At 72.7% G+C, this 24,176-nt stretch carries 19 protein-coding genes and 2 pseudogenes; 3 read left to right on the top strand and 18 right to left on the bottom strand.

All coding sequences use genetic code 11. The features are described 5' to 3' along the window. Nucleotides 1–288 precede the first annotated feature (288 nt). The 3 genes from M1O15_RS05480 to M1O15_RS05470 form a co-directional block, all read right to left on the bottom strand. Complete coding sequence (locus M1O15_RS05480; RefSeq protein WP_248632074.1) at nucleotides 289–4,509, bottom strand: Rne/Rng family ribonuclease; 4,221 nt, start codon at nucleotides 4,507–4,509, stop codon at nucleotides 289–291. Between the two features lie 183 nt (nucleotides 4,510–4,692). After that, entirely contained in the window at nucleotides 4,693–5,475 is a 783-nt protein-coding gene (locus M1O15_RS05475; protein ID WP_248632073.1) for a TIGR03936 family radical SAM-associated protein, read from the bottom strand. A gap of 318 nt (nucleotides 5,476–5,793) precedes the next feature. Further along, entirely contained in the window at nucleotides 5,794–5,952 is a 159-nt protein-coding gene (locus tag M1O15_RS05470) for a hypothetical protein (RefSeq protein WP_248632072.1), read from the bottom strand. A gap of 185 nt (nucleotides 5,953–6,137) precedes the next feature. On the opposite strand from M1O15_RS05470, the gene M1O15_RS05465 reads away from it, so the two are divergent. Next, nucleotides 6,138–6,611, top strand: coding sequence for a YxiG-like protein (locus tag M1O15_RS05465; protein ID WP_248632071.1), 474 nt, complete (start codon nucleotides 6,138–6,140; stop codon nucleotides 6,609–6,611). Between the two features lie 13 nt (nucleotides 6,612–6,624). On the opposite strand, the gene M1O15_RS05460 is transcribed toward M1O15_RS05465, so the two are convergent. The 5 genes and pseudogenes from M1O15_RS05460 to M1O15_RS05440 all read right to left on the bottom strand — a co-directional run bounded on the left by M1O15_RS05460 (nucleotide 6,625) and on the right by M1O15_RS05440 (nucleotide 9,506). Further along, on the bottom strand, nucleotides 6,625–6,834 hold the full coding sequence (locus M1O15_RS05460; RefSeq protein ID WP_248632070.1) for a dehydrogenase: 210 nt from the start codon (nucleotides 6,832–6,834) through the stop codon (nucleotides 6,625–6,627). Between the two features lie 122 nt (nucleotides 6,835–6,956). Next, nucleotides 6,957–7,154 (bottom strand): hypothetical protein, encoded by a 198-nt coding sequence (locus M1O15_RS05455; RefSeq protein WP_248632069.1) that lies wholly within the window; start codon nucleotides 7,152–7,154, stop codon nucleotides 6,957–6,959. A 414-nt stretch (nucleotides 7,155–7,568) separates the two neighbouring features. Beyond that, complete coding sequence (locus M1O15_RS05450; RefSeq protein WP_248632255.1) at nucleotides 7,569–8,243, bottom strand: DUF5753 domain-containing protein; 675 nt, start codon at nucleotides 8,241–8,243, stop codon at nucleotides 7,569–7,571. A gap of 37 nt (nucleotides 8,244–8,280) precedes the next feature. Next, nucleotides 8,281–8,841 (bottom strand): annotated as a pseudogene (locus M1O15_RS05445) (DUF6879 family protein). Nucleotides 8,842–8,884: 43 nt separating this feature from the next. Beyond that, nucleotides 8,885–9,506 (bottom strand): annotated as a pseudogene (locus tag M1O15_RS05440) (alpha/beta fold hydrolase). Between the two features lie 52 nt (nucleotides 9,507–9,558). Between M1O15_RS05440 and M1O15_RS05435 the strand changes: the two are divergent. Then, nucleotides 9,559–10,536, top strand: coding sequence for a threonine/serine dehydratase (locus M1O15_RS05435; RefSeq protein ID WP_372499352.1), 978 nt, complete (start codon nucleotides 9,559–9,561; stop codon nucleotides 10,534–10,536). A 282-nt stretch (nucleotides 10,537–10,818) separates the two neighbouring features. Here the strand turns inward: M1O15_RS05435 and M1O15_RS05430 are convergent, their stop codons facing one another. The 10 genes from M1O15_RS05430 to folC form a co-directional block, all read right to left on the bottom strand. Further along, complete coding sequence (locus tag M1O15_RS05430) at nucleotides 10,819–12,810, bottom strand: TIGR03960 family B12-binding radical SAM protein (protein ID WP_248632068.1); 1,992 nt, start codon at nucleotides 12,808–12,810, stop codon at nucleotides 10,819–10,821. A 68-nt stretch (nucleotides 12,811–12,878) separates the two neighbouring features. Further along, nucleotides 12,879–14,399: a CYTH and CHAD domain-containing protein gene (locus M1O15_RS05425; RefSeq protein WP_248632067.1), complete on the bottom strand. Its 1,521-nt coding sequence runs from the start codon at nucleotides 14,397–14,399 to the stop codon at nucleotides 12,879–12,881. A gap of 61 nt (nucleotides 14,400–14,460) precedes the next feature. Beyond that, nucleotides 14,461–15,657, bottom strand: coding sequence for a rod shape-determining protein RodA (rodA, locus tag M1O15_RS05420; protein ID WP_248632066.1), 1,197 nt, complete (start codon nucleotides 15,655–15,657; stop codon nucleotides 14,461–14,463). 6 nt (nucleotides 15,658–15,663) lie between these two features. Further along, nucleotides 15,664–17,868, bottom strand: a complete 2,205-nt coding sequence (gene mrdA / locus M1O15_RS05415; protein WP_248632065.1) for a penicillin-binding protein 2 — start codon at nucleotides 17,866–17,868, stop codon at nucleotides 15,664–15,666. A 7-nt stretch (nucleotides 17,869–17,875) separates the two neighbouring features. Next, nucleotides 17,876–18,544, bottom strand: coding sequence for a rod shape-determining protein MreD (mreD, locus tag M1O15_RS05410; RefSeq protein WP_248632253.1), 669 nt, complete (start codon nucleotides 18,542–18,544; stop codon nucleotides 17,876–17,878). 4 nt (nucleotides 18,545–18,548) lie between these two features. Next, the gene (gene mreC, locus M1O15_RS05405) at nucleotides 18,549–19,574 is read right to left on the bottom strand and encodes a rod shape-determining protein MreC (protein WP_248632064.1); all 1,026 of its coding nucleotides are present in this window, start codon (nucleotides 19,572–19,574) and stop codon (nucleotides 18,549–18,551) included. Nucleotides 19,575–19,673: 99 nt separating this feature from the next. Beyond that, entirely contained in the window at nucleotides 19,674–20,693 is a 1,020-nt protein-coding gene (locus tag M1O15_RS05400) for a rod shape-determining protein (protein WP_105869811.1), read from the bottom strand. Between the two features lie 371 nt (nucleotides 20,694–21,064). Further along, on the bottom strand, nucleotides 21,065–21,478 hold the full coding sequence (ndk, locus tag M1O15_RS05395; RefSeq protein WP_248632063.1) for a nucleoside-diphosphate kinase: 414 nt from the start codon (nucleotides 21,476–21,478) through the stop codon (nucleotides 21,065–21,067). Nucleotides 21,479–21,586: 108 nt separating this feature from the next. Then, a complete protein-coding gene (locus M1O15_RS05390; protein ID WP_248632062.1) occupies nucleotides 21,587–21,952 on the bottom strand; it encodes a DUF4233 domain-containing protein in 366 nt (121 codons plus the stop codon). Nucleotides 21,953–21,957: 5 nt separating this feature from the next. Next, the gene (gene folC / locus M1O15_RS05385; RefSeq protein ID WP_248632061.1) at nucleotides 21,958–23,478 is read right to left on the bottom strand and encodes a bifunctional tetrahydrofolate synthase/dihydrofolate synthase; all 1,521 of its coding nucleotides are present in this window, start codon (nucleotides 23,476–23,478) and stop codon (nucleotides 21,958–21,960) included. 204 nt (nucleotides 23,479–23,682) lie between these two features. Between folC and M1O15_RS05380 the strand changes: the two genes are divergently transcribed. Further along, entirely contained in the window at nucleotides 23,683–24,090 is a 408-nt protein-coding gene (locus M1O15_RS05380) for a VOC family protein (RefSeq protein ID WP_248632060.1), read from the top strand. Nucleotides 24,091–24,176: the final 86 nt, after the last annotated feature.

Here is a 24,176-nt window from a genome sequence, read left to right as displayed (position 1 = left end):
GTGCCGGATCCGTTCACCCGATGGTCGGCCGGAGTTCCACCGGCAGCCGTCCGAAAAGCATCGTTCGGGGCCGGATGCGGGGGCGGGGTGGGTGCGCGAGGGCGGTACGGGCCCTCCGCCCAGGGCCGTCGACGCCCGGGGCGGGGCCGGGGCCGGGCCTCCGAGCCGGGCTCTGGTGGCCGGGGGCCGGAGCGCTGCGCGCTGGGCGTGCGGGTACGGCGGAACGCCGGGTGCCCGGCTCCCTGGGTGGGGAGCCGGGCACCCGGCGTGCGGAGCGGAGCCCCGGCCTCAGTCCTCCGTGGCGGCCGTGACCGCCGACGGCGACTGCTGCTCGGCGGCGACCGTCTTCTTCGCCGCCGCCTTCTTGGTGGTGGCCTTCTTGGCGGTCGTCTTCTTCGCCGCGGTCTTCTTGGCCGCCGTCTTCTTGGTGGCGGCCTTCTTCGCGGTGGCCTTCTTGGCGGTCTTGCGGGCCGCCTTCTTGGCCGGCGCCGCCTCCTCACCCTCGGCGGAAGCCGGAGCCTCGGCCTGCGGGGCCTCGGGCTGCTCCGGGGCGGCCTCGGCGGGAGCCGGCGCGGCCTCGGCGGGGGCCGACACCACGACGACCGCCGTGTCCTCCGCGCCCGTCGGCGAACCGGCCGGGGCGGTGGCCTTGCGGGTGGCCCGGCGGCGGGTGCGGGCCGGGGCGGCCGCGGGGGCCTCCTCGGCGGGCGCGGGCTCGGCCGGAGCCGCGACCGGCTCGGCCGGGGCCGCCGGGGCGGGGGCCACGATCTCGGTCTCCGCCTGCTCCGCGGACTCGGCCGCCTTGGGCGAGCCCGCCGGGGCGGTCGCCTTGCGGGTGGCCCGGCGGCGGGTACGCGCCGGAGCGGCGGCCGGGGCCTCCTCGACCGGAGCCTTCGGGGCCTCGGGCGCCACGGTGGACGCGGCGAGCTCGGGCTCGGCCTGCTCCGGGGCGGCCACCGCGGGCACCGCCTCGATCTCGACCACCTCGGGCGCCACCTCGGCGACCGCGGGCTGCGGCTCCGGGGCGGGCTCGGCGGCCCGGGGGGCGCCGGCCGGGGCGGACGCCCGGCGGGTGGCCCGGCGGCGCCGGCCACGGGTCGCGGCGGCCTCCGCCTCGGCGACCGAGGAGTACAGCTCCTCGTCCGGGGCGACGCGCTCCGGCAGCGGCTCGGCGAGCGAGGTCGGGGCGGCGAGCTCGGCCGCCACCTCCGCCTCGGTCTCGGCCTCGACCGGCTCGGTCGCCACCGACTCGTCGGAGACGTGCTCGTGGACATGGGCGTCGCCGCCCTTGCCGCGCTTCTTGGAGCGCTTGCCGCCGCCACCGCCGCCGAGGGCGGTGGCCTGCTCCATGTGGACGATGACACCGCGGCCGTTGCAGTGGACGCAGGTCTCGGAGAAGGACTCCAGCAGACCCTGGCCGACCCGCTTGCGGGTCATCTGGACCAGGCCCAGCGAGGTGACCTCGGCGACCTGGTGCTTGGTCCGGTCCCGGCCCAGGCACTCAAGGAGACGGCGCAGCACCAGGTCGCGGTTGGACTCCAGCACCATGTCGATGAAGTCGATGACGACGATGCCGCCCAGGTCGCGCAGCCGCAGCTGGCGCACGATCTCCTCGGCCGCCTCCAGGTTGTTCCTGGTGACGGTCTCCTCCAGGTTGCCGCCCTGGCCGGTGAACTTCCCGGTGTTGACGTCGACCACGATCATGGCCTCGGTCTTGTCGATCACCAGCGAGCCGCCGGACGGCAGCCAGACCTTGCGGTCCAGCGCCTTCATCAGCTGCTCGTCGATCCGGTAGGTGGCGAAGACGTCCGTCTCCGAGGTCCAGCGGGTGAGCCGGTTCGCGAGGTCCGGGGCCACGTGCGAGACATAGCCGTGGATGGTCTCCCAGGCCTCGTCACCGCTGACGATGACCTTGGAGAAGTCCTCGTTGAAGATGTCGCGGACGACCCGGACGGTCATGTCTGGCTCGCCGTACAGCAGCGTCGGCGCGTTGCCGTTCTTCGACTTCTTCTGGATGTCCTCCCACTGTGCCTGGAGCCGCTCGACGTCGCGGCGCAGCTCGTCCTCGCTGGCGCCCTCGGCGGCGGTGCGCACGATGACGCCCGCGTCCTCGGGGACGATCTTCTTGAGGATCGTCTTCAGCCGGGCCCGCTCGGTGTCGGGCAGCTTGCGGCTGATACCGGTCATCGAGCCCTCGGGCACGTAGACCAGGTAGCGGCCGGGCAGCGACACCTGGCTGGTGAGCCGGGCGCCCTTGTGGCCGATCGGGTCCTTGGTGACCTGGACCAGCACGGACTGGCCGGACTTCAGCGCGGCCTCGATCCGGCGCGGGCCGTGGCCCATGCCGAGCGCCTCGAAGTTGACCTCACCGGCGTAGAGCACGGCGTTGCGGCCCTTGCCGATGTCGACGAAGGCGGCCTCCATCGACGGCAGGACGTTCTGCACCTTGCCCAGGTAGACGTTGCCGACGTAGGAGGTCGACTGCTCCTTGTTGACGTAGTGCTCGACCAGGACGTCGTCCTCCAGGACGCCGATCTGGGTGCGCTCGCCGCTCTGGCGGACGACCATGACCCGCTCGACGGCCTCGCGGCGGGCGAGGAACTCGGCCTCGGTGATGATCGGCACCCGGCGGCGGCCCTGCTCGCGGCCCTCGCGGCGGCGCTGCTTCTTCGCCTCCAGACGGGTGGAGCCCTTGATGGACTGCACCTCGTCGGCGGCCTCGCGGGCCGGGCGCGGCTCGCGCACCTTGACGACGGTGCGCACCCCGTCCTCGTCGGCGGCCTCGGCGTCCCCGCCGGTGTCACCGCTGCGGCGGCGGCGACGGCGACGGCGGCGCGAGCTGCTGGTGCCGGCGGCGGACGGCGTACCGCCCTCCTCCGCGTCCTCCTCGTCGCCGTCCTCTTCCTCGTCCTCGTCCTGGTCCTGCTCCTCGGCCGGCTGCTCGGCGGAGGTCTCGTCCCCCTCCTCCGCGTCGGCGGCCTCACCGCGGCGACGGCGGCGGCCACCGCGACGGCGGCGGCGCGAGGGGCGGTCCTCGGACTCGTCCGCCTCGTGGTCCTGCTCCTGCTCCGGCTCCTCGACGGTCTCCGGCTCGGCCTCCTCGGCCGCCCTCGACTCGACGGCCTCGGCCGCCTGCGCCTCGGCCGCCTTCGCGCGGGCCGGCTTCTCCCGGGCCTGCTTCTCCTCGGCGGCGGGCGCGGCCGGCTCGGACTGCTCGGCGGGCTCGCCACGCCGGCGGCGGCGACGGCGGCCGCCGCTCTCCGGCTGCTCGCCCCGCTCCTCACGCCTCGGGGCGTCCTGGCCCCGCTCGGCCTTCTCCTCGCGGACCTCCCGGGGCTCCTCGCTCCGGGTGGCGGCCTCGGCGGCGGCCGCCGCGGCGGCGGTCTCCGGGGTCTGGAACATCGGCTCGGTGAACACCGGTGCCTGGAAGACCGCCACGGCGGGCCGTGCGGCCCGGCGGCCGCGGCCCTGCTCGGGCGCGTCCTCACGCGCCGCCGCACCGGCGGTGAACTGCGGCGAGGACGCCCGGCGGCGGCCTCGGCCACGGGTGGCGGCCTCCTCGGCGGCGGCGACCTCGGGCTCGTCGGCGGCGATCTGGGCGACGGTGGCGGCGGGCGGGGTCTCCCCGGCGGCGGCCTCCTCACCCTGCGCGGGCGCGGCGGTCTTACGGGTGGCCCGGCGGCGGGTACGCGCCGGGGCGGCGGTCTCCTGCGGGGCGGCCACCGGCTCGGCGGTCTCCTCCGTGAGCTCCTCCGCCGTCTCCTCGGCCTCCTCCACCGCGGCCTCGACCTCGGCGGCCTCGGGGGCCCCGGTCGGCGCGGACACGGCACGGGTGGCGCGGCGGCGGGTACGGGCCGGAGCGGCCGGCGCCTCCTCGGTGGCGGCGGGCTGCTCGACGGCCTTCTCGGCGGCCGGGGTCTCTTCGGGGACCGGGGCGGTGGCCTTGCGGGTGGCCCGGCGGCGGGTACGGGCCGGGGGCGCGGCCTCCTCGGGCAGGGCCGGTACCTGCTCGGCGGCGGCCGGGGCCTGGGCCACGGCGGCCTCCACCTCGGCGGGCTCGGGCGCGCCGGCCGGGGCGGTGGCCTTACGGGTGGCCCGGCGGCGGGTACGCGGCGCCGGGGCGGCCTCCGTCTCGGCGGCCGTCCCCGCGGCCGTTCCCACGGTCTCCGCGACCGTCTCGGCGCTCTCCGCGCCCTCCTCGGCGGCGGGCGGGGGGCCGGCGGCGGCGGTGGCCTTGCGGGTGGCGCGGCGGCGGGTACGGGCCGGGGGCGCGGCCTCCTCGGCGGGGGCCTCGGCCGCGAGGGCGTCGGCGCTCGCGGGCGCGGCGGCGGCCTCGGCGGTCACCTCGGCGGCCTCCGCGGGGGCGGCGGCACCGGCCGGGGGGCCCGCCGGGCGGGAGGCGGCTCGGCGACGGCGGCGCGGCGGCAGCGTGTCGCTGGGCGAGTTCCCGTCGTTGTCGTTCTTGTCCTCGTGGGTACCGGCGGTGCCGGATTCGTTCACTTCGCGCATGCGGGCGGTTCTCCCGTCACGCTCCCGGGCGCCGCGTCGGGCGCGGCCGCCGCACGGGAGCTCTGATGTCTGGCTCGCCGGTTCCGTACGTGGTGTGCGCAGGCCTGGCGAAAGTCTCCGGTGGATGTACGCGGCCGGACCCAGATGGCTCCCGAGTGCCTGGGCCGCGCGGTGACAGCGCTCCTACGCGGGACCCGCACCTGCCGGCTCCGGGGCGGCGGCGGGTCCGGCGGCCGTGGGTGGGGCGGGCCGGGCTGCCTCGCGGTCGGGCGCGAGCGGGTCGGTCACCGTGCCGGACTCCTCGTCGAAGAGCCCCTGCGCCAGCCTGGTCACCGCAGCGGGGACCGGCGGCGCCAGGTCGGCCACAGCTCGGAGACCGGACAGGACGTCGTCGGGTCGTACGGCAGGTGTCACGTGCCGAACAACCAGGCGCAGTATCGCACAGGGGCTCTGGCCCGGCCCATCGGACGGGCCGGATACGGCCTCCAGCCCGGCCACGGCGGCCCGGGCGTCGAACGTGCGTACCCCGTTCTTGGTGGTGCGGCTCACCTCCACGGTCTCCGCGGCGAGGAACTTTCCGACCGCCTCCGCGGCCTCCTCCTCCCCCACTCCCGTCAGCCGCAGCTCCCACACCGACCCGGTGAGCCGGTCGGCGAGGCCCGACGTACGCGCCTCCACGGCGTCGGTGATGTCGAGCCCGTCCGGCAGCGACTCGTCGAGCAGCTGCCGCAGGAGGTCCGGGTCGCGGGGGGCGGTGAGGGCGATCTCCAGGTACTCGGCCTCGGAGCCGGTCCCGGTGGGGGCGGCGTTGGCGTAGGAGACCTTGGGGTGCGGGGTGAAGCCCGCCGAGTACGCCATGGGCACCTCGGCGCGCCGCAGCGCCCGCTCGAACGCGCGCTGGAAGTCGCGGTGGCTGGTGAACCGGAGGCGGCCGCGCTTGGTGTAACGCAGTCGGATGCGCTGCACCGCCGGTGCCGGCGGCGGGCCTTCGGGCTGTCGCTTGCCCAGTGGTTCTTCTCCTCGGTGCGGGGCGGGCGCGGGTGGCGCACCGCCCACGAAGCTTGGCGGCCCCGGGGGCCCCGTCCGGCTCACCCCCGCCACCAGGTCGGGGGCGGGGAGATCTCGGCGACGGGTCCGCGCCGGGAGCGTCTGTCCTACCCAGAGTACGCCCGGGCCTGCCGGACGGTTCCCTGGGCTGCGTCATTCCAGGTCAGAAGGGTGCACCCGAATGGCCTCCGGCCACACCGCTCACCCTCCGCCTACCCCCGCACCGGCCCGGTCATGTCACGCGCCGGCCCGGAAGACCATGACGGCGCCGTTGAGGGCGAAGGTGTGCGCCGGTCCCGCCGGGTGGCCCGGTCGGCCGAGGTACGCCTCGTACCGCCGCCGCACCGCGGCCGCTTCCGCGTCGGCGACACAGAGGACCGCCTCGACGCGTTCCACGGCACCGTTGGGGCCACCCTGCCATGGGCCCAGGAGAACATCAGGATGTGCAGCCAGGCGACCGATGCCATCCCCCATGGCCGCGACGGTACGCGAGGGTCCTTCCGGCGGTCGATGGGCGTCGGCGTCAGCACCGTTGCCGGCATCAGCAGGGACCGGTGGAACACCTGAGGTAGAACAGCGGCATGGACGCCGCAGCGTTCCGGCAACTGCTGGACGACACCTTCGACCACTCCGTGGTGCACCACGGCTACACCGACTACCTGCGGGACTACGAGGTCGTCGTCCAGCTGGTCGCGGACCCCTCGACCGGCATCGCGCCGACCCGCCTCCGCTACCTCTTCCGGTACTGCGTCGAGGCCCGCTGCGAGACAACGGTGCCGCCCGGGACCTGGCGGATCTCCTTGGACGACCGTCTCACCGACCAGGAGACCGCCGCCGACCTCGACGGCTACGTCTGGGGTGTCAAGTCGCACGTGCTGTACCCGGGCGCGAAGCTGCTCCCCGAGTCGGAGGCCGCCCGCCGCTGGTCGGACGCCATCGGCATCGACTTCCACCAGGTGCTGATCGAGACCAACGCCCACCGGCTCACCTTGCTCTTCTCCGGCTTGGAGGTGACGCAAGTCCCCACCGCCTACGCCCCCATGGCCTCGGACTGAGCCCCCGCCCCCGTCACCGTCCCCCGAAGAACACCTGCGGCACCGGGCAGGCCTCCAGCCGCTCCCCGGGCCGGTCGGCCCAACGCCACCAGACATGGCGACGTGCGCAGCCCCACAGCGTCCGGCACGCCCGCCGCCCGTCCTCCTCCCGCAGGGCGAGCAGAAAGCCCCCCGCCCGCATCGGCTCTGCGCACTCCGGGCAGGCCATGACGTCATCGCTCACCCGCGCACCGTAGCCAGCCGCCCGTGCGCCCCCTCGCCCGGCCCGTGAACCGGCCCCACCCCTACGTCACAAGGACGCACCAGCGGGGCCGACTTCATCAGATCCCTACCGCTCCCGGCGGCTCACTTCCCTCCGCCCCCGTCCTTCGGGGCCGGGGCCGGGTCACGGGGCGCCTCCGGGGGCATGGGCCCGCCGTCGTGCCTGCCCCCGTCCGCCTCGGCGATCAGCGGGTCCCCGTCCCCGGGGTGCCGGAACGGGAACCCGCGCCAGCCCTCCGCATCCGGCGCCCGCGTCTCGAACGTGTCGACGGCAACGCTCATCGACCCACCTCCTCTTCTCTCAGAGGCCACACCCCCGTACCGTCGAAGGCCTGGCCCGCGATGCGCGAGGGGAATCCCCCGCGTCGGCCACCCGCCCCGGCGCTCGACCTGTCCAGGGTTTCCCTCGCCGGGGCGGGAATCTATGGCGGTCGGCGCCCTATGCCGGGGCCACCTGAGGCAGCGGGCACGTGCCGGCGTGCCGGTACACGGCCTGGGGACGGCCGGGCTGGTGCTCGACGGTGGCCCTGCGAACCGGATCCAACTGCTGTACGGGACGAAGGCAGGCGGCGCACGTCTCGCCCCGGGGTGCGTATGTCACGTACTCCCAGTCGTGGGTACCGGTCACCATCGCGTACTCCCTCACCACCGTCTGCGGGCTGCGGGGACCATGGTGGCGAGGACACCAACGGGTTTCTAGCCGCTTTCCTGTTCACGAAAGAATTCGTCCCGAATGGCTGTCACCTTGGCCCGCATGTCATCCCCGGCAAGAGCGGCCGAGGCAAAGTGTTCGAATTTCTCCACGTACAGGGACACGTCCCGGGGGTCGGTCACGACCAGCTCGGCATGCACGGTCTCCACTGTCACCACTCGGTCATCGCTGATGGAGAACGAGTGCCCAGGCACACGTGTCTGTCGGGCATCCAAGGGCACGACACGTACGTCCACGTTCGGCAGGCGGGAAACGGAGACGATGCGATCCAGTTGCGCCGCCATCATCAGGGCGGGAAGAAGGCGCCAGCGAAGAACGGACTCCGTGAGGGTGAAGTGTAGTCGCTTACCGGTGTCGTACAGAACCCGCTGCCGGTCCATGCGGGCACTGATGGTCCGGGTCGACTGGTCCTGGCTCAGCCCCTTCGTCTCAAACACCCCTCGCACATATTCGGGGGTCTGCAGAAGGCCGGGGATCAGCGAGGGCTGGAACAGCCGCAGCCGCGTCATCGAGCTCTCCAGGGCCCGGATCTGCTCCTGCTTCCGGTGGTACCCCAGACGTCGGATGACCCGCCAGGCCGCGGCCTCCGTGGCCTGCGCACGGGCCACGGCCATGTACTCGGCCTTCACCTCGGCCGAGACACCGAGCACGGTGAGGATGCCCTCCCCCGCAGCGCTGGGCCGAGCCCTTCCCTGTTCACTCGCCGTGCTCTGCCCACCAGTCGGTGAAGGGCACGGCGTGGGCCATGGCCACGTCCCGGTACTTCAGGAACCGGGACACATGCTCCTCATCAAGGAGGTCGGCGCGCAGGAACTTCCCTTCGCCGTCATAGTGCATGGCTCCGACGACCCGCTCGTCGAAGAGCCAGAAGTCCGGGGCGTCCGGGATGGGGTTCTCCTGGTCGGTGGTGTCCAGGATGAAGAACTCCTCTCCGGACGTCATGTTCTGACGGTAGCCCCAGGAGAGTTCGAAGCGCAGGTACTCCGTCAGCGGCCGAGCCAGGATGTGCACGCGGTACATGCGCTTCCCCGCCCCCACGGCGTTCCTGATCGTGGTCTACCAGTCATTCGACGTGAACGACTCCGGCTGAGGCTCACCGGCGAGGAACGCGTGATAGGCGTCGACACTGCCCGACTGGCTGTAGTCGTCCAGGGTCTCCAACCGGAACGCCTCCCGGTCGAAGTCGTCCTCACACTCACCGACTAAGCGCGTCAGCTTCACGGCTCTCCTCTCGTCTCGGGTGTCCGGTCCGATCATGTCGACCGCGACGGCGAGTAACAAGAGGTTCTGCTTTCCGTTATTAGAAACCATCCCCCCTCACCCAGGACACCTGGGTGGTGAGGAAGTCCAGCAGCACGCTGTTGAAGTGTTCGGGCTGCTCGGCGCCCGGGAGGCGGCCGGACCGGTCGATGACGGACAGGGTGGTATGCGGGGCGAGGCGGTGGATCGCCTCGGCGGCCGCGACGGGGGTGTAGACGTCGTCCGCGCCGACCACGATCAGGACGGGCTTGCCGACCGCGGCCACGGTGTCCGCGTAGTCGGGGCGTTCGGCTCGGCCGCGCAGAGCCGCGGCGGCGCCGCGCGGGTCGGTGGCCCGCATCATCGCGAGGACGCGCCCTGCGGAACTCCCTGCCCTCGTCGGTCCCGGCGGGGGTCGAGGTGTCGGACAGGACCAGGGCGAGCACGCGGTGCGGGCGGCGGAACTGGAGTTCCATGGTGATCCGGCCGCTCATGGAGACCCCGCACACCATCGCCCGCTCGATGCCCAGGTGGTCCAGGAGCGCGGCGGTCAGGGCCTCGGCCTGGGGCGCCCACAGGGTCCGGTCGAACGGGTGCCCGTGGACCAGGAGGACCGGAAGGCCGTCCCTCGGGCCGAGGTCGTCGTGGGCGATGGTGGTGCCGCGCAGGGCTGTGGCGTCCATGACGGGACCCTGGCGTCCATGATCGGCGGGCCTCAGGGGAGGATCGGGGTTCGTGTCGGAAGAGGGAGGGGTCGTGGTGCGGGAGCTCGGCTACGGGGACATCGAGGCGGCCGCGGACCGGATCGCGGGGCGGGTGCGGCCCGTGTCGGTCGCGCCGGTCGACCTCGGCGGCGGCGGCCCGCGGGGCCAGGAGGTGTGGCTGGCACTGGAGTTCATGCAGCACACCGGCAGCTTCAAGGCCCGGGGCGCGCAGAACTTCCTCCGGGCGCACCGGGACGCGGGCACCCTTCCGGACACCGGGGTGACGATCGCCTCCGGCGGCAACGCGGGGCTGGCGTGCGCCTGGGCCGCCCGGCAGTCGGGCGTACCGGCCACGGTGTTCCTGCCGGCCACCGCGCCCGCGGTCAAGGCGGCCCGGCTGCGCTCCTACGGGGCGGAGGTGCGGCTGGTGGGTACGGAGTACGCCGAGGCGCTGGCCGCCTGCGAGGAGTTCGCGGCCACCAGCGGCGCGCTCCCCTCGCACGCGTACGACCATCCGCTGATCGCCGCCGGCGCCGGCACCCTGCTGGACGAGATCCTGGCCCGGGTGCCGGACCTGGGCACGGTCGTGGTGGCCGTGGGCGGCGGGGGGCTGTTCGCCGGGGTCGCCACCGCCGCCCGGCACCATGGCGTACGCACCGTCGCGGTCGAGCCGCGGAACTGCCGGGCGCTGCACGCCGCCCTGGAGGCGGGCCGCCCGGTGGACGTCGCCGTGGACTCGGTGGCCGCCGACTCCCTGGGCGCCCGCCGGGCCTCCGCCCTGGCCCTGCACGCGGCCCGGCAGGACGGGGTGCGCGGCGTCCTCGTACCGGACGAGGAGATCGTCCGGGCGCGGCAGCTGCTCTGGGACGAGCACCGGCTGGCGGTCGAGCACGCCGCGGCCACCGCCTTCGCCGCCCTCACCGCGGCGCCGGACCTCGCGAGCGAGGGCGGGAAGGTGGCCGTGGTGCTGTGCGGGGCCAACACCGACCCGGGCGATCTGGTCCGCTGACGCGCCCGCCCCCCACGAGGTGGTGGAATGCGGGCATCCGGTGGCCTCGTCTCGGGTCCGAGGGGGGATGCCTTGGCCACCGGGCGTCCTTCGCCGGAACGGATACCGGAGGGGGCGGCGGGAGGTGGCCCGGGCGGGGCGGCCGGGGCGGCCGGCCGCGGTGGCGGGGCGTTGCGGGCGGGGTGTCCGCATGCCCGCCCCGGGGCGGGCATGCGGAGGCCCGGTGGGACGCCGTCGCCCCTCCCACCGGGTGGCGGGAGGGGCGAGAGGGTGTGAGGGCGGCTACTTGACCACGGTCAGCGGGAGCAGCTTCTTGCCGGTGGGGCCGATCTGGATGGAGGTGTCCATCTGGGGGCAGACGCCGCAGTCGAAGCACGGGGTCCAGCGGCAGTCCTCGACCTCGGTCTCGTCCAGGGCGTCCTGCCAGTCCTCCCAGAGCCAGTCCTTGTCGAGACCGGAGTCCAGGTGGTCCCAGGGCAGGACCTCCTCGTAGCCGCGCTCGCGGGTGGTGTACCAGGCAAGGTCGACGCCGTGCTCGGGGAGGGCCTTGTCGGCGCAGGCGATCCAGCGGTCATAGGAGAAGTGCTCGCGCCAGCCGTCGAAGCGGCCGCCGTCCTCCCAGACCGCGCGGATGACGTCGCCGACCCGGCGGTCGCCGCGGGAGAGCAGGCCCTCGATGATGCCGGGCTTGCCGTCGTGGTAGCGGAAGCCGATGGAGCGGCCGTACTTCTTGTCACCGCGGATCTTGTCGCGCAGCTTCTCCAGCCGGGCGTCGGTCTCCTCGGCGGAGAGCTGCGGCGCCCACTGGAAGGGGGTGTGCGGCTTGGGGACGAAGCCGCCGATGGAGACGGTGCAGCGGATGTCGCCGGAGCCGGAGACCTCGCGGCCCTTGGCGATCACGTTCATCGCCATGTCGGCGATCTGGAGCACGTCCTCGTCGGTCTCGGTCGGTAGACCGCACATGAAGTACAGCTTCACCTGGCGCCAGCCGTTGCCGTAGGCGGTGGCGACCGTGCGGATCAGGTCCTCCTCGGAGACCATCTTGTTGATGACCTTCCGCATCCGCTCGGAGCCGCCCTCGGGGGCGAAGGTGAGTCCGGAGCGGCGGCCGTTGCGGGTCAGCTCGTTGGCCAGGTCCACGTTGAAGGCGTCCACGCGGGTGGAGGGCAGCGAGAGGCCGATCTTGTCCTCGGTGTAGCGGTCGGCCAGGCCCTTGGCGATGTCGCCGATCTCGGAGTGGTCGGCGGAGGAGAGGGAGAGCAGGCCCACCTCCTCGAAGCCGGTGGCCTTCAGTCCCTTGTCCACCATCTCGCCGATGCCGGTGATGCTTCGCTCCCGCACGGGGCGCGTGATCATGCCGGCCTGGCAGAAACGGCAGCCGCGGGTGCAGCCGCGGAAGATCTCGACGGACATCCGCTCGTGGACGGTCTCGGCGAGCGGGACCAGCGGCTGCTTGGGGTAGGGCCACTCGTCCAGGTCCATGACGGTGTGCTTGGAGACCCGCCACGGGACGCCGGAGCGGTTGGGCACCACACGGCCGATGCGGCCGTCGGGCAGGTACTCCACGTCGTAGAAGGCGGGGATGTAGACGCCACCGGTCCTGGCGAGGCGGAAGAGCACCTCCTCGCGGCCGCCGGGGCGGCCCTCGGCCTTCCAGTCGCGGATGATCCGGGTCATGTCCAGCACGGCCTGCTCGCCGTCGCCGATGACCGCCGCGTCGATGTAGTCGGCGATCGGCTCGGGGTTGAAGGCCGCGTGGCCGCCGGCCAGGACGATCGGGTCGTCCACGGTGCGGTCCTTGGCCTCCAGCGGGATGCCGGCCAGGTCCAGCGCGGTGAGCATGTTGGTGTAGCCCAGCTCGGTGGAGAAGCTGAGGCCCAGCACGTCGAAGGCCTTCACCGGGCGGTGGCTGTCCACGGTGAACTGGGGGACGCCGTGCTCGCGCATCAGCTCCTCCAGGTCCGGCCAGACGCTGTAGGTGCGCTCGGCGAGGACGCCGGCCTGCTCGTTGAGCACCTCGTAGAGGATCATGACGCCCTGGTTGGGCAGCCCCACCTCGTAGGCGTCCGGGTACATGAGCGCCCAGCGGACATCGCACTCGTCCCAGGGCTTGACGGTGCTGTTGAGCTCACCGCCGACGTACTGGATGGGCTTCTGCACATGCGGGAGCAGGGCTTCCAGCTGCGGGAAGACCGACTCCGCGGACGATCCCGCGGACGGGCCCGCAGAGGGCGCGGCGGGCGGCACGGCAGCGGCAGACGACTCGGAAGACATCGGGAACCTTCGTGGGCGGGCAGGGCGACTTACCAGCGTACCCGGGATCGGGGAGGTCCCGTACGCCCTCAGAGGTCCCGCAGTCTGCTGGTGCGGCCCTGCTCCGCCGTCGCCGCCCACACCTCGGGCAGGTCGCGTTCGACGCGCTCGGCCTCGCCCTCCTCGCGGCCGTACAGCAGGCCCCAGGTGAACGCGGTCTCGCCGGCCGCGTGGGCCTTGATCGCCAGCTGCCGCAGCTGCTCGCGGGCGACCACGCCGTCCTGGTGCTCGCCGAGCAGCTTCTGCACGCCCTTGACCGCCTTGGCCAGCTTCTTCGCGGGCTTGCCCAGGGCGGGCCGGGCGGCCTCGGCGGCGTACCGGGCGCGCTTGGCGGCCTTGCGGGCCTCGTGCAGGGCGAGGTCGCGGTCATGGCCCGCCGGGGTGGCGAGGGCGGTGCCGGTACGGCGGGCGAGGCGGTCGAAGTCCTTGATGACGGCCTTGGCGAGGACGGGCTCGGCGTCCTTGCGGGCGGCCTTGCGGAAGGGCGGGTCGGCGAGGAGGGCGTGCAGGGCATCAAGCAGGCGGGCGTACCGCTCGCTGTCGAGGGTGGCGAGGGTGTGCTGGTGCGAGGCGGTGCGGCCGGCGGCGGCCCAGGCGGTGAGGCGGGCGCGGACGGGGCCGAGGAGCAGGGTGGTGGGGACGGCGTCGAGGTGCGCGGTGAGGCGTTCGGTGAGCACCTCGTGGTCGCGGTCGGTGCCGAGCTCGCCGGCCAGCCACTTCAGCTCCTCGGCGAGCGGGCCGGTGGCGGCCGGGTCCAGGACCTTCTTGTACGTCTTGAAGGCGCTGCGCATCCGGCGGGTGGCGACCCGCATCTTGTGGACGGAGTCGGGCAGGTCGCGGCGGACGGCGGCGTCGTAGGTGGTCAGCGCCTCGGCCTGCTCATGGAGGTAGGCCAGGACCCGGTCCCCGGCGGTGGAGCCGGTGGGCGGGGTGCGGTCGGGGACCCGGCGGCCGGTCTCGGCGAGGGCGCGGGCGAGCTTGGAGGGGGCGTCGGAGACGGTGACCCCGGCCTTGCGCAGCCGCTTGGTGACGGCGTCGAGCAGGGCGGGGTCGGTGCCGTCGGCGAGCTCGACCTCGATCTCGGTCCACTTCACCGCGCTGACCTTGCCGCCGCCGAGGCGCTGGGCGCGGACGGTGTCGGTGGAGAGTTCGGCGAGCGGGGTGCCGTCGGCGGCGAGGAGATGGCGGATCTCGCGGCGGGAGCGGAGCCGGACCAGGGGGGCGAGGGCGGCGTCCCGGGTGCGGGCGCGGACCAGGGCGGCCAGGTCGTCGGGGACGGTGTCGGTGAGCGGGGCGTGCAGCTCGTCCCGTACGCCGGGGGCGACGGGGAGCTTGAGGTGCCAGCCGGCGTCGGCGCCGCCGGTGCGGCGGCGCAGGGTGATCCCGGCGGCGGCCAGCCGCAGGTCGGCGGTGTCGTGGTAGACGGCGTCCAGCTCGACCGTGCCCTGGTCGGCGACGCTGCTGATACCGGCGGTGCCGGTGAGGTCGGGGAGCCGGGTACCGGGAGTGGCCTCGTACTTGCGTTCGATCTCGCGCCTGGTGTCCGCCATGGACCTAAAAGTGCCCCGGCGGCGGCTTCCTATGCCGTCACCGGGGCACTCACCAGGGCCGTCAGGCGCTCATCGGCCTCTGCACCCGGATGGACTGGAGCAGTCCGACCGCCACCCAGACGGCGAACATCGCCGACCCTCCGTAGGAGACGAACGGCAGCGGCAGTCCGGCGACCGGCATGATGCCCAGCGTCATCCCGATGTTCTCGAAGGACTGGAAGGCGAACCAGGCGATGATCCCGGCGGCGACGACCGTCCCGTACAGCTCGGTGGTCTCCCGGGCGATCCGGCAGGCCCGCCAGAGCACCACGCCGAGCAGGGCGATGATCGCGCCGGCGCCGATGAAGCCCAGCTCCTCGCCGGCCACCGTGAAGATGAAGTCGGTCTGCTGCTCGGGCACGAACTGGCCGGTGGTCTGGTGGCCGTTGAACAGCCCCTCCCCGTACAGCCCGCCGGAGCCGATGGCGATCCGGGCCTGGTTGGTGTTGTAGCCGGCGCCGGCCGGGTCGAGTTCGGGGTTGGCGAACGCCGCGAAGCGGTTGATCTGGTACTGGTCGAGCACCCCGAGCGCGGCCACCGCCACCGCGCCCGCGATCCCGGCGCCGATCAGGCCGAAGATCCAGCGGTTGGAGGCGCCGGAGGCGAGCAGCACCCCGAGCACGATCACCACCATGACCATCACCGAGCCGAGGTCCGGCATCAGCATCACGATGGCCATCGGGAGCACCGCGATGCCGAGGGACTTGGCGACGGTGCGGTGGTCGGGGTGGAGCTGGTCCCCGGCGTCCACCTTGGCGGCCAGCAGCATCGCCATACCGAGGATGATGGTGACCTTGACGAACTCCGAGGGCTGGAGCGACAGCCCGCCGACCTTGATCCAGGCGTGCGCGCCGTTGATGGTGGCGCCCAGCGGGGTGAGCACCAGCACCACCAGGACCACCGACAGGATGTAGAGCACCGGCACGGCGCCGCGCAGGGTGCGGTGGCCGAGCCAGATGGTGCCGACCATCAGGGCGAGCCCGATGCCGGTGTTCATGGCGTGCCGGAAGAGGAACGAGTAGGGGTCGCCGCCGTTGAGCTCGGTGCGGCCCCGGGTGGCGGACCACACCAGCAGGGAGCCGAGCACGGACAGCGCGAGCGCGGCGCCCAGCAGCGGCCAGTCCAGCCGGCGCACCATCGAGTCGCGCGCGGTCATCCTGGCCCAGGTGCCGCCCTTGTCGGGGGCGTAGCGGGGGACGGAGAAGTTGTTGGCGGTCATGGGCGCTCAGTCCCTCCGGGCCGGTGGGGTGCCGGCGTGCGGCGGCGGACCGGCGAGCTGCTCCTGCCCGGTGTACTCGTTCGGGTCGACCTTCTGGGCGTCGGGGTCGTACGGGGCGATGGGCGGCGCCTCGATGGTGCCGTCCGCCTGGACCTTCGGCAGCTGCTTCTGCGGCCCGGGCAGCAGGGCGCGCTTGACGTCCTGCTTGCCGGAGTCGTCCAGGCCGTAGAGGGCGTCGTAGATGTTGCGCACGGCGGGGCCGGAGGCGCCGGAGCCGGTGCCGCCCTGGGAGATCGTCATCACGATGGTGAAGTCGTCGGTGTAGGTGGCGAACCAGGAGGTGGTCTGCTTGTCGTAGACCTGGGCGGTGCCGGTCTTGGCCCGCATCGGGATCTTGTCCTGGGGCCAGCCGCCGAACCGCCAGGCGGCGGTGCCGCCGGGCTCGACCACGGACCGCAAACCCTTGTCGAGGTTCTTGATGGTCTTGGCGTCGACCGGCAGCTTGCCGTGCGCCTGCGGCTTGATCTCCTCGACCCGCTTGCCGTCGGGGCTGATCACGGCCTTGCCGACGGTGGGGTTGAAGAGGGTGCCGCCGTTGCTGATGGCGGCGTAGGCGGTGGCCATCTGGATCGGGGTGACCAGCACGTCACCCTGGCCGATGGCGTAGTTGATGCTGTCGAACGCCTTCAGCTGGTTGCCCTCCAGGCAGCTCTCGTAGGCGATCTGCTGGACGTAGCTGCCGCCCTTCTTGCCCTGCTTGCACCAGACGTCCTTGTTGGCCTCCCAGAAGGACTGCTTCCACCGGCGGTCCGGGATGCGGCCCTTGACCTCGTTGGGCAGGTCGATGCCGGTCTCGGCGCCGAGCCCGAAGTCGTGGGCGGTGCGGTAGAACCAGTCGTGGGCGTCCTTCTTGGGCTTCAGCCCGCCGTCCCGCTGCCACTCCTCGTGGCCCAGGCGGTAGAAGACGGTGTTGCAGGAGAACTTCAGGGCGTCGCCGAGGGAGATGGGGCCGTGGCCCTGGGACTCGAAGTTGGCGAAGCTGCGGCTGCCGAGGCTGTAGGAGCTGGAGCAGTTGTAGCGGCCGTCGAAGTCGTAGCCGGCCCGGACGGCGGCGCTGGCGGAGACCACCTTGAAGATGGAGCCGGCCGGGGCCTGGCCCTGGATGGCCCGGTTGAGCAGCGGGTAGTTGGACTTCTTGCCGGTCATCCGGGCGTACTCCTTGCCGGAGATGCCGCCCACCCAGGCGTTGGGGTCGTAGTCCGGCTGGGAGGCCATGGCGACGATCCGGCCGGTCCTGGACTCCATCACCACGACGGCCCCGGAGTCGGCCTCGTACGGGCGTCCGGTGACCTTGTCGGTCTCCTTCCGCACGGTCTTCATCGCCTGGTACAGCTCGTGTTCGGCGACGGCCTGCACCCGGGCGTCGATGGAGGTGACCACCGTGGAGCCGGGGCGGCCCGGGTCGCTCTCCGCCTCGCCGAGGACCCGGCCGAGGTTGTCCACCTCGTAGCGGGTGACCCCGGCCTTGCCGCGCAGCGCCTTGTCGTAGGTGCGCTCCAGGCCGGAGCGGCCGACCATGTCGGAGCGGAGGAACGGCGAGTCGCTGTCCTTGGCCTTCTGGATCTCCTCGTCGGTGACCGGCGAGAGGTAGCCGAGGACCTGGGAGGTGCGGGACTTGCCGGGTGCCGGGTAGCGGCGTACGGCGGTGGGTTCGGCGGTGATGCCGGGGAAGTCCTCGGCGCGCTCCCGGATCTGCAGGGCCTGCTGGGTGGTGGCCTCGTCGGTGACCGGGATGGGCTGGAACGGCGAACCGTTCCAGCAGGGCTGCGGGGTCTCGGCGTCGCAGAGCCGGACCTTGTCGGTGACGTCCTTGGGCTTCATCTTCAGCACCCCGGCGAGCCGGGTCAGGACGCCCTTGCCGTCGTCCTTCATCTTCATCAGCTCGGTGCGCGAGGCGGAGACCACCAGCCGGGTCTCGTTGTCGGCGAGCGGGATGCCGCGGGCGTCCAGGATGGAGCCGCGCACGGCGGGCTGGACGACCTGCTGGACGTGGTTGTTCTTCGCCTCGTCGGTGTACTCCTTGCCCTGCCGGATCTGTAGATACCACAGGCGCCCGCCGAGGGTGAGCAGCAGGGAGAAGACCAGGACCTGGATGACGATCAGCCGCACCTGGACACGGGGCGTCCGGCCGGTCTCGGGGATGTTGGTCACGTGAGGCTCACAGTCGCTTGACGCTCTTGATGCGGCCGGCCCGGGCGGCCCGGTTGCGGGCGGCCTTGACGCGCAGTCCGCCGCGCTGGTCGCCGATGCGCAGCCCGGTGCCGAAGGCGCTCCAGCCGCCGGCCACGTCCGAGCCGGAGGAGCCGGGCGACTCGGCGAGGGGGTCGCTGTCGGCGCGTCTGGCCAGCGCCATGATCAGCGGCACGGTGAAGGGGGCGAGCAGCAGGTCGTAGACGACGGCGGTGATCAGCAGGGAGACCAGGCCGACATGGCGGGCGGCGGTGTCGCCGACCAGGGCGCCGACGCCCGCGTAGAGCAGGGTGGAGCCGACGGCGGCGAGCGCCACCATGGCCATCGGGATGGTGATGGAGCGCAGCGGCCCGGTGGTCGGCTTGGCCAGCCCGACCACGTAGCCGACCACGCAGAGCACCAGGGCGTAGCGGCCGGCGGCGTGGTCGGCGGGCGGGGCGAAGTCGGCGAGCAGTCCGGCGGCGAAGCCCACCAGGGCACCGCTGACGTGCCCGTAGACCAGGGCGAGGCCGACCACGGTGAGCAGCAGCAGGTCGGGGACGGCGCCGGGCAGTTGCAGCCGGGCCAGCACGGAGACCTGGAGGACCAGGGCGACGAAGAGGAGGGCCGCGGAGAGCAGGATCCGGTTGACGCGCATCGCCTTACTCATCCCCCGCCGGGTCGTTGGCCGCCGGCTGGTCGGCCTGGTCGTTCTCGTCGCGGACCGCCGGGTCCTGCGGCTGGGCGTTCGGCGCCGTCGACGGGCCGCCGCTGGGGCCGGCGGTGGGTGTCGGGGTCACCGTGACGGTGACGGTGGGCTCGGGCTTCGGCTTGGGCGGCAGGACCGTGTCGCGCGGGTCGGTGCGCGGGGCCTGCACGACGACGCCGACCACGTCGAGCTTGCTGAAGGAGGCGTACGGGCGGACGAAGACGTTCTTGGTGAGCTCGCCGCCGGAGGGGTCCACCCGGACCACCTCGCCGACCGGCACCCCGGCCACGAACGGCTTGTCGGCCTGGGAACCGAAGGTGACCAGCCGGTCGCCGGGCTTGATCCGGGCCTTGCCGTTGAGGAACTGCACCGACAGCGGGCGGTCGCCCTGGCCGGTGGCGAAGCCGAGTTCGTCGGTCTTCTCCATCCGGGTGCCCACGGTGAAGTCGGGGTCGTTGGCGAGCAGCACGGTGGAGGTGGAGGGGCCGACGGTGGTGACCCGGCCGACCAGTCCGTCGCCGTTGATGACGGTCATGTCCCGCTTGATGCCGTCGCCCGCCCCGGCGTCGATGGTGACGGTCCAGGAGAAGCCCTGCGCGGACCCTATGGCGACGACCTCGGCGGCCTTGATGCCGTACTGGCCGGCGCCCGCCTTGCGGAGCAGGTTGTCCAGTTCGCGCACCCTGCTGCGGTTGCGGTCGTCGCTGCCGAGTCTGGTCTTCAGCGCGGCGTTCTCGCGTTCCAGGGCGGCGATGCGGTTGTGGCGCTCGCCCGAGTCCCGGACGGCCCCGATGGCGTTGCCCACCGGGTCGACGGCGGACGCGACGCTGTTCTCGACCGGGCCGAAGACCGTGGCGGCGGCCCGCCGGGCGCCGTCGACGGGTGACTCCTCGCCGCCGCGGATGTCCACCGTGATCAGTGCGAACGCGATGACGACCAGCAGCACCAGGAGCAGCCGGCTCTCTCGTGTGTCCCTCACGCGGGCGGCCGTGCCTTCCTCGTAGCGATGTGTATGCCGTTATACCAACCGCGGCCGGGGCCCGCCCGGTAGGCGGCCCCGGCCGGAGCCAGGGTGCTGCTACCTGCGGGGCTGGGCGTCCAGCACCTGCTGGAGCGCCTCGAACTCCTCCACGCACTTGCCGGATCCCAGCGCCACCGAGTCCAGCGGGTCCTCGGCGATGTGGATCGGCATCCCGGTCTCCCGGCGCAGCCGCTCGTCCAGGCCGCGCAGCAGCGCGCCCCCGCCGGTGAGGACGATGCCCCGGTCCATGACGTCGCCGGACAGCTCCGGCGGGCACTTGTCCAGGGTGGTCTTGACCGCGTCCACGATGGCGTTGACCGGCTCCTCGATGGCCTTGCGCACCTCGGCGGCGGAGATGACCACCGTCTTGGGCAGCCCGGAGACCAGGTCGCGGCCGCGGATCTCGGTGTGCTCGTCGGTCTCCAGGTCGTACGCGGAGCCGATGGTGATCTTGATCTGCTCGGCGGTGCGCTCACCGAGGAGAAGGCTGTACTCCTTCTTGATGTGCTGGATGATCGCGTTGTCCAGCTCGTCGCCGGCCACCCGGATGGACTGCGCGGTGACGATTCCGCCGAGCGAGATGACGGCCACCTCGGTGGTGCCGCCGCCGATGTCCACCACCATGTTGCCGGTGGCCTCGTGCACCGGCAGCCCGGAGCCGATGGCCGCGGCCATGGGCTCCTCGATGATGTGCACCTGGCGGGCGCCGGCCTGGGTGGACGCCTCGATCACGGCGCGGCGCTCCACTCCGGTGATGCCGGAGGGCACGCAGACCACGACCCGCGGGCGGGCCAGGTAGCGGCGCTTGTGGATCTTGAGGATGAAGTAGCGGAGCATCCGCTCGGTGATCTCGAAGTCGGCGATCACGCCGTCCTTCAGGGGCCGCACCGCCACGATGTTGCCGGGCGTGCGGCCGATCATCTTCTTGGCCTCGGCGCCGACCGCCAGGATGCCGCCGGTGTTGGTGTTGATCGCGACGACGGACGGCTCGTTCAGGACGATGCCGCGGCCCCTCACGTACACCAGCGTGTTGGCGGTCCCGAGGTCGACAGCCATGTCACGGCCGATGAACGACATTGAGTTCCCCTTGTTTCCCATGAGGATGCGTCGGACCTCCCCAATCAGAGCTTGACGGCTTCTCAGGTCGGCGAGGTGGTGGGTGGGTGTGAGCGAGGAGTTTCATCGTAGTGCCGACCGCCCGGAACCGGCGCGGTGGGCCGCCCGCTCACACCTCTGTACAGGTGACACCTCTGTACAGGTGACGAGGCATCGGACCGATGCGTTCCCGATAGGTGCTCTCATATGCCGAAGGGCGACCGAAATTCCATCGGTCGCCCCAGGGCTTTGATCGCCGTATGCGCTGTATGGCGGACAGCGGGCCGCCGATTGCCGGACGACCGCCCGCCGATTGCCGGCCGGTCGCGTCCCGGCGCGGGCCTGATCGCGGATCAGGAAATGCCGGGGAAGAAAATCTTCAGCTCCCGAATGGCGGACTCCTCGGAGTCCGAGGCGTGGATCAGGTTCTCCCGGACGATGGTGCCGAAGTCGCCCCGGATGGACCCGGGCTCCGCCGCGATCGGGTCGGTGGGGCCGGCCAGCCGGCGCACGCCCTCGATCACCCGTTCGCCCTCGACCACCAGCGCCACCACCGGGCCGGAGGCCATGAAGGCGACCAGCGGCTCGTAGAACGGCTTGCCCCGGTGCTCACCGTAGTGCTGCTCCAGCGTGTCCTGCCCGAGCTCCCGCAGCTCCATCGCGGTGATGCTCCAGTCGGCCTTCCGCTCGATCCGGCCGATGATCTCCCCGATCAGGCCGCGGCGGACCGCGTCGGGCTTGAGGAGGACGAGGGTGCGCTGGGACATGTGTGGCGGCTCCTTGCAGGGGTGCGTTGCGGTGAGCTGAGGCTACCGTGCGGCAAGCGGCCGCCTGTACGCCGGTGGGGTGACCCCGGCGCACACCCCGCGGAGGCACTAGGACGCCGGGGCGCCCTCGGTCTCCTGGGCCTCGGCCTGGGCCGCCCAGCGCGCCTTGGCCTCGTCGATCTTCCGGCCGTAGTGGATGGACGCCCACCACAGCCCGCCGAACACCACTCCCAGGAAGAACATCAGCGGGACCACGAAGCCGCTGGCGATCAGCGCGATCTGCAGCGCCCAGCCGAGCTGGAGGCCGCCGGGGCGGGTGATCATCCCGCACAGCAGCACGCTGAGCGCCATCAGCACCCCGCACACCGTCCAGACCGTGCCCAGGGACAGGGTGTCGTCCTTCATCGCCACCAGCCCGGCGAAGCCGATCACGAAGAACTCGCCGATCAGGGTGGAGGCGCAGAGCGTACGCATGGGCTTCAGCCCTTTCCGAGCAGCAGCCGGGCCTCGCCGACCGTGATGACCGAACCGGTGACCAGCACGCCCGCGCCGGCGTACTCGTCCTCCTCCTCCGCGAGGGTGATAGCCGCCTCCAGCGCGTCGTCCAGCCGGGGCTCCACCACCACCCGCTCGTCGCCGAAGACCTCGACCGCGAGGGCGGCCAGCTCGTCGGCGTCCATGGCGCGGTGGGTGGAGTTCTGCGTGACGACCACCTCGGCGAGGATCGGCTCCAGGGCTTCGAGTACACCCCGGACGTCCTTGTCGGCGCTGGTGCCGACCACGCCGACGAGCCGGGAGAAGGAGAACGCCTCGCGCACCCCCTCGGCGGCGGCCAGCGCGCCCGCCGGGTTGTGCGCCGCGTCCAGCACGATGGTGGGGCTGCGGCGGACCACCTCCAGCCGGCCCGGGGAGGCCACCGTGGCGAAGGCCCGGCGGACGGTGTCCACGTCCAGGGTCCGCGAGGCCTCCGCGCCGACGCCGAAGAAGGCCTCCACCGCGGCGAGCGCCACGGCCGCGTTGTGCGCCTGGTGGGCGCCGTACAGCGGGAGGAACACCTCCTCGTACTCCCCGCCGAGCCCGCGCAGGGTGAGCAGCTGCCCGCCGACCGCCACCTCGCGGGCGGCCACGCCGAACTCCATGCCCTCCCGGGCCACCGTGGCGTCCGCCTCGACGGCCCGCTTCAGCAGCACCTGCGCCGCGTCCACCGGCTGCTGGGCCATCACCACGGTCGCACCCGGCTTGATGATCCCGGCCTTCTCGGCGGCGATCTCGGCGGTGGTGGAGCCCAGCCGGTCGGTGTGGTCCAGGCTGATCGGGGTGACCACGGCCACCGAGCCGTCGATCACGTTGGTGGCGTCCCAGGTGCCGCCCATCCCGACCTCGACCACGGCGACGTCGACCGGCGCGTCCGCGAAGGCGGCGTACGCCATACCGGTCAGCACCTCGAAGAAGGAGAGCCGGTACTCCTGGGCCGCGTCGGTCATCTCCACGTACGGCTGGATGTCCCGGTAGGTCTCCACGAACCGCTCATGGCTGATCGGGGCGCCGTCCAGGCTGATCCGCTCGGTCACCGACTGCACATGCGGCGAGGTGTAGCGGCCGGTGCGCAGGTCGAAGGCGGTGAGCAGGGCCTCGATCATCCGGGCCGTGGAGGTCTTGCCGTTGGTGCCGGTGAGGTGGAGGGAGGGGTACGAGCGCTGCGGCTCGCCCAGCACGTCCATCAGGGCCGCTATCCGGCTGACCGAGGGCTCCAGCTTGGTCTCACCCCAGCGGCCCGCGAGCTCCGCCTCGACCTCCCGCAGGGCCTTGTCGACCTCGGGGTCCGCCGGCCGGGCGGCCGGCACCGGGTCGGCCGCCGGCGGACCGGCCTGGGCGCGCAGCGTACGGCTGCCGGCCTCGATCACCGCCAGGTCCGGATCCCTGTCCGTCTCGGCGGCCACGATCTGCTCGAAGTCGTCGGGGTTGGTGTCGTCACTGGGCTCGGGGGGCTGCTCGCTCACGCCCCTCAGTCTACGGAAGCCGGCGGCCGCCCCTCGGCCCGCCCGCCGCTCCCGCCCGCCACACCCTCCGCGCGCCCCTCGGAGAAAACTCTCCGGGATTCCGCCCTCCCCGCGATGAGTTTCCGCTCCGGCTCCGGTCTGTATCGGTGGAGAGCGGCACGGCGGGGCGGAGGCCCGGCCGGCAGACACGGAGCGGAGACCCCGATGTACCAGCAGATGATCTTCCCGAACCTGGCCGTGAGCGACCTGGAGGTCTCCAAGAAGTTCTTCACCGACCTCGGGTACACGATCAACCCGCAGTTCTCCGACGAGAACTGCGCCTCGATCGTGATCAGCGACCACATCGTGCTGATGGTGCTGGCCAAGCCCCGGTACGCGGACTTCACCTCGAAGGCCATCGCGGACTCGACCACCACCAGCGAGGTGCTGCTGGCGCTGAACGCGGAGAGCCGCGAGAAGGTGGACGAGCTGGTGGAGAAGGCGGTCGCGGCCGGCGGCAAGGAGACCCGGGACCCGCAGGACCACGGCTTCATGTACGGCCGGTCCTTCGACGACCCGGACGGCCACACCTTCGAGGTGTTCTGGATGGACCCGGCGACCGTCGAGGGCTGAGCCGACGGCGGTACGAGCGGTATGCGGACGGGCACCGCACCCACGGGGGGTGCGGTGCCCGTCGCCGTACGGGACCGGGGGGCGGG

The organism is Streptomyces lichenis (assembly GCF_023218175.1).
Taxonomy (GTDB): domain Bacteria; phylum Actinomycetota; class Actinomycetes; order Streptomycetales; family Streptomycetaceae; genus Streptomyces; species Streptomyces lichenis.
This window is presented reverse-complemented; position numbering and strand designations above follow the sequence as displayed.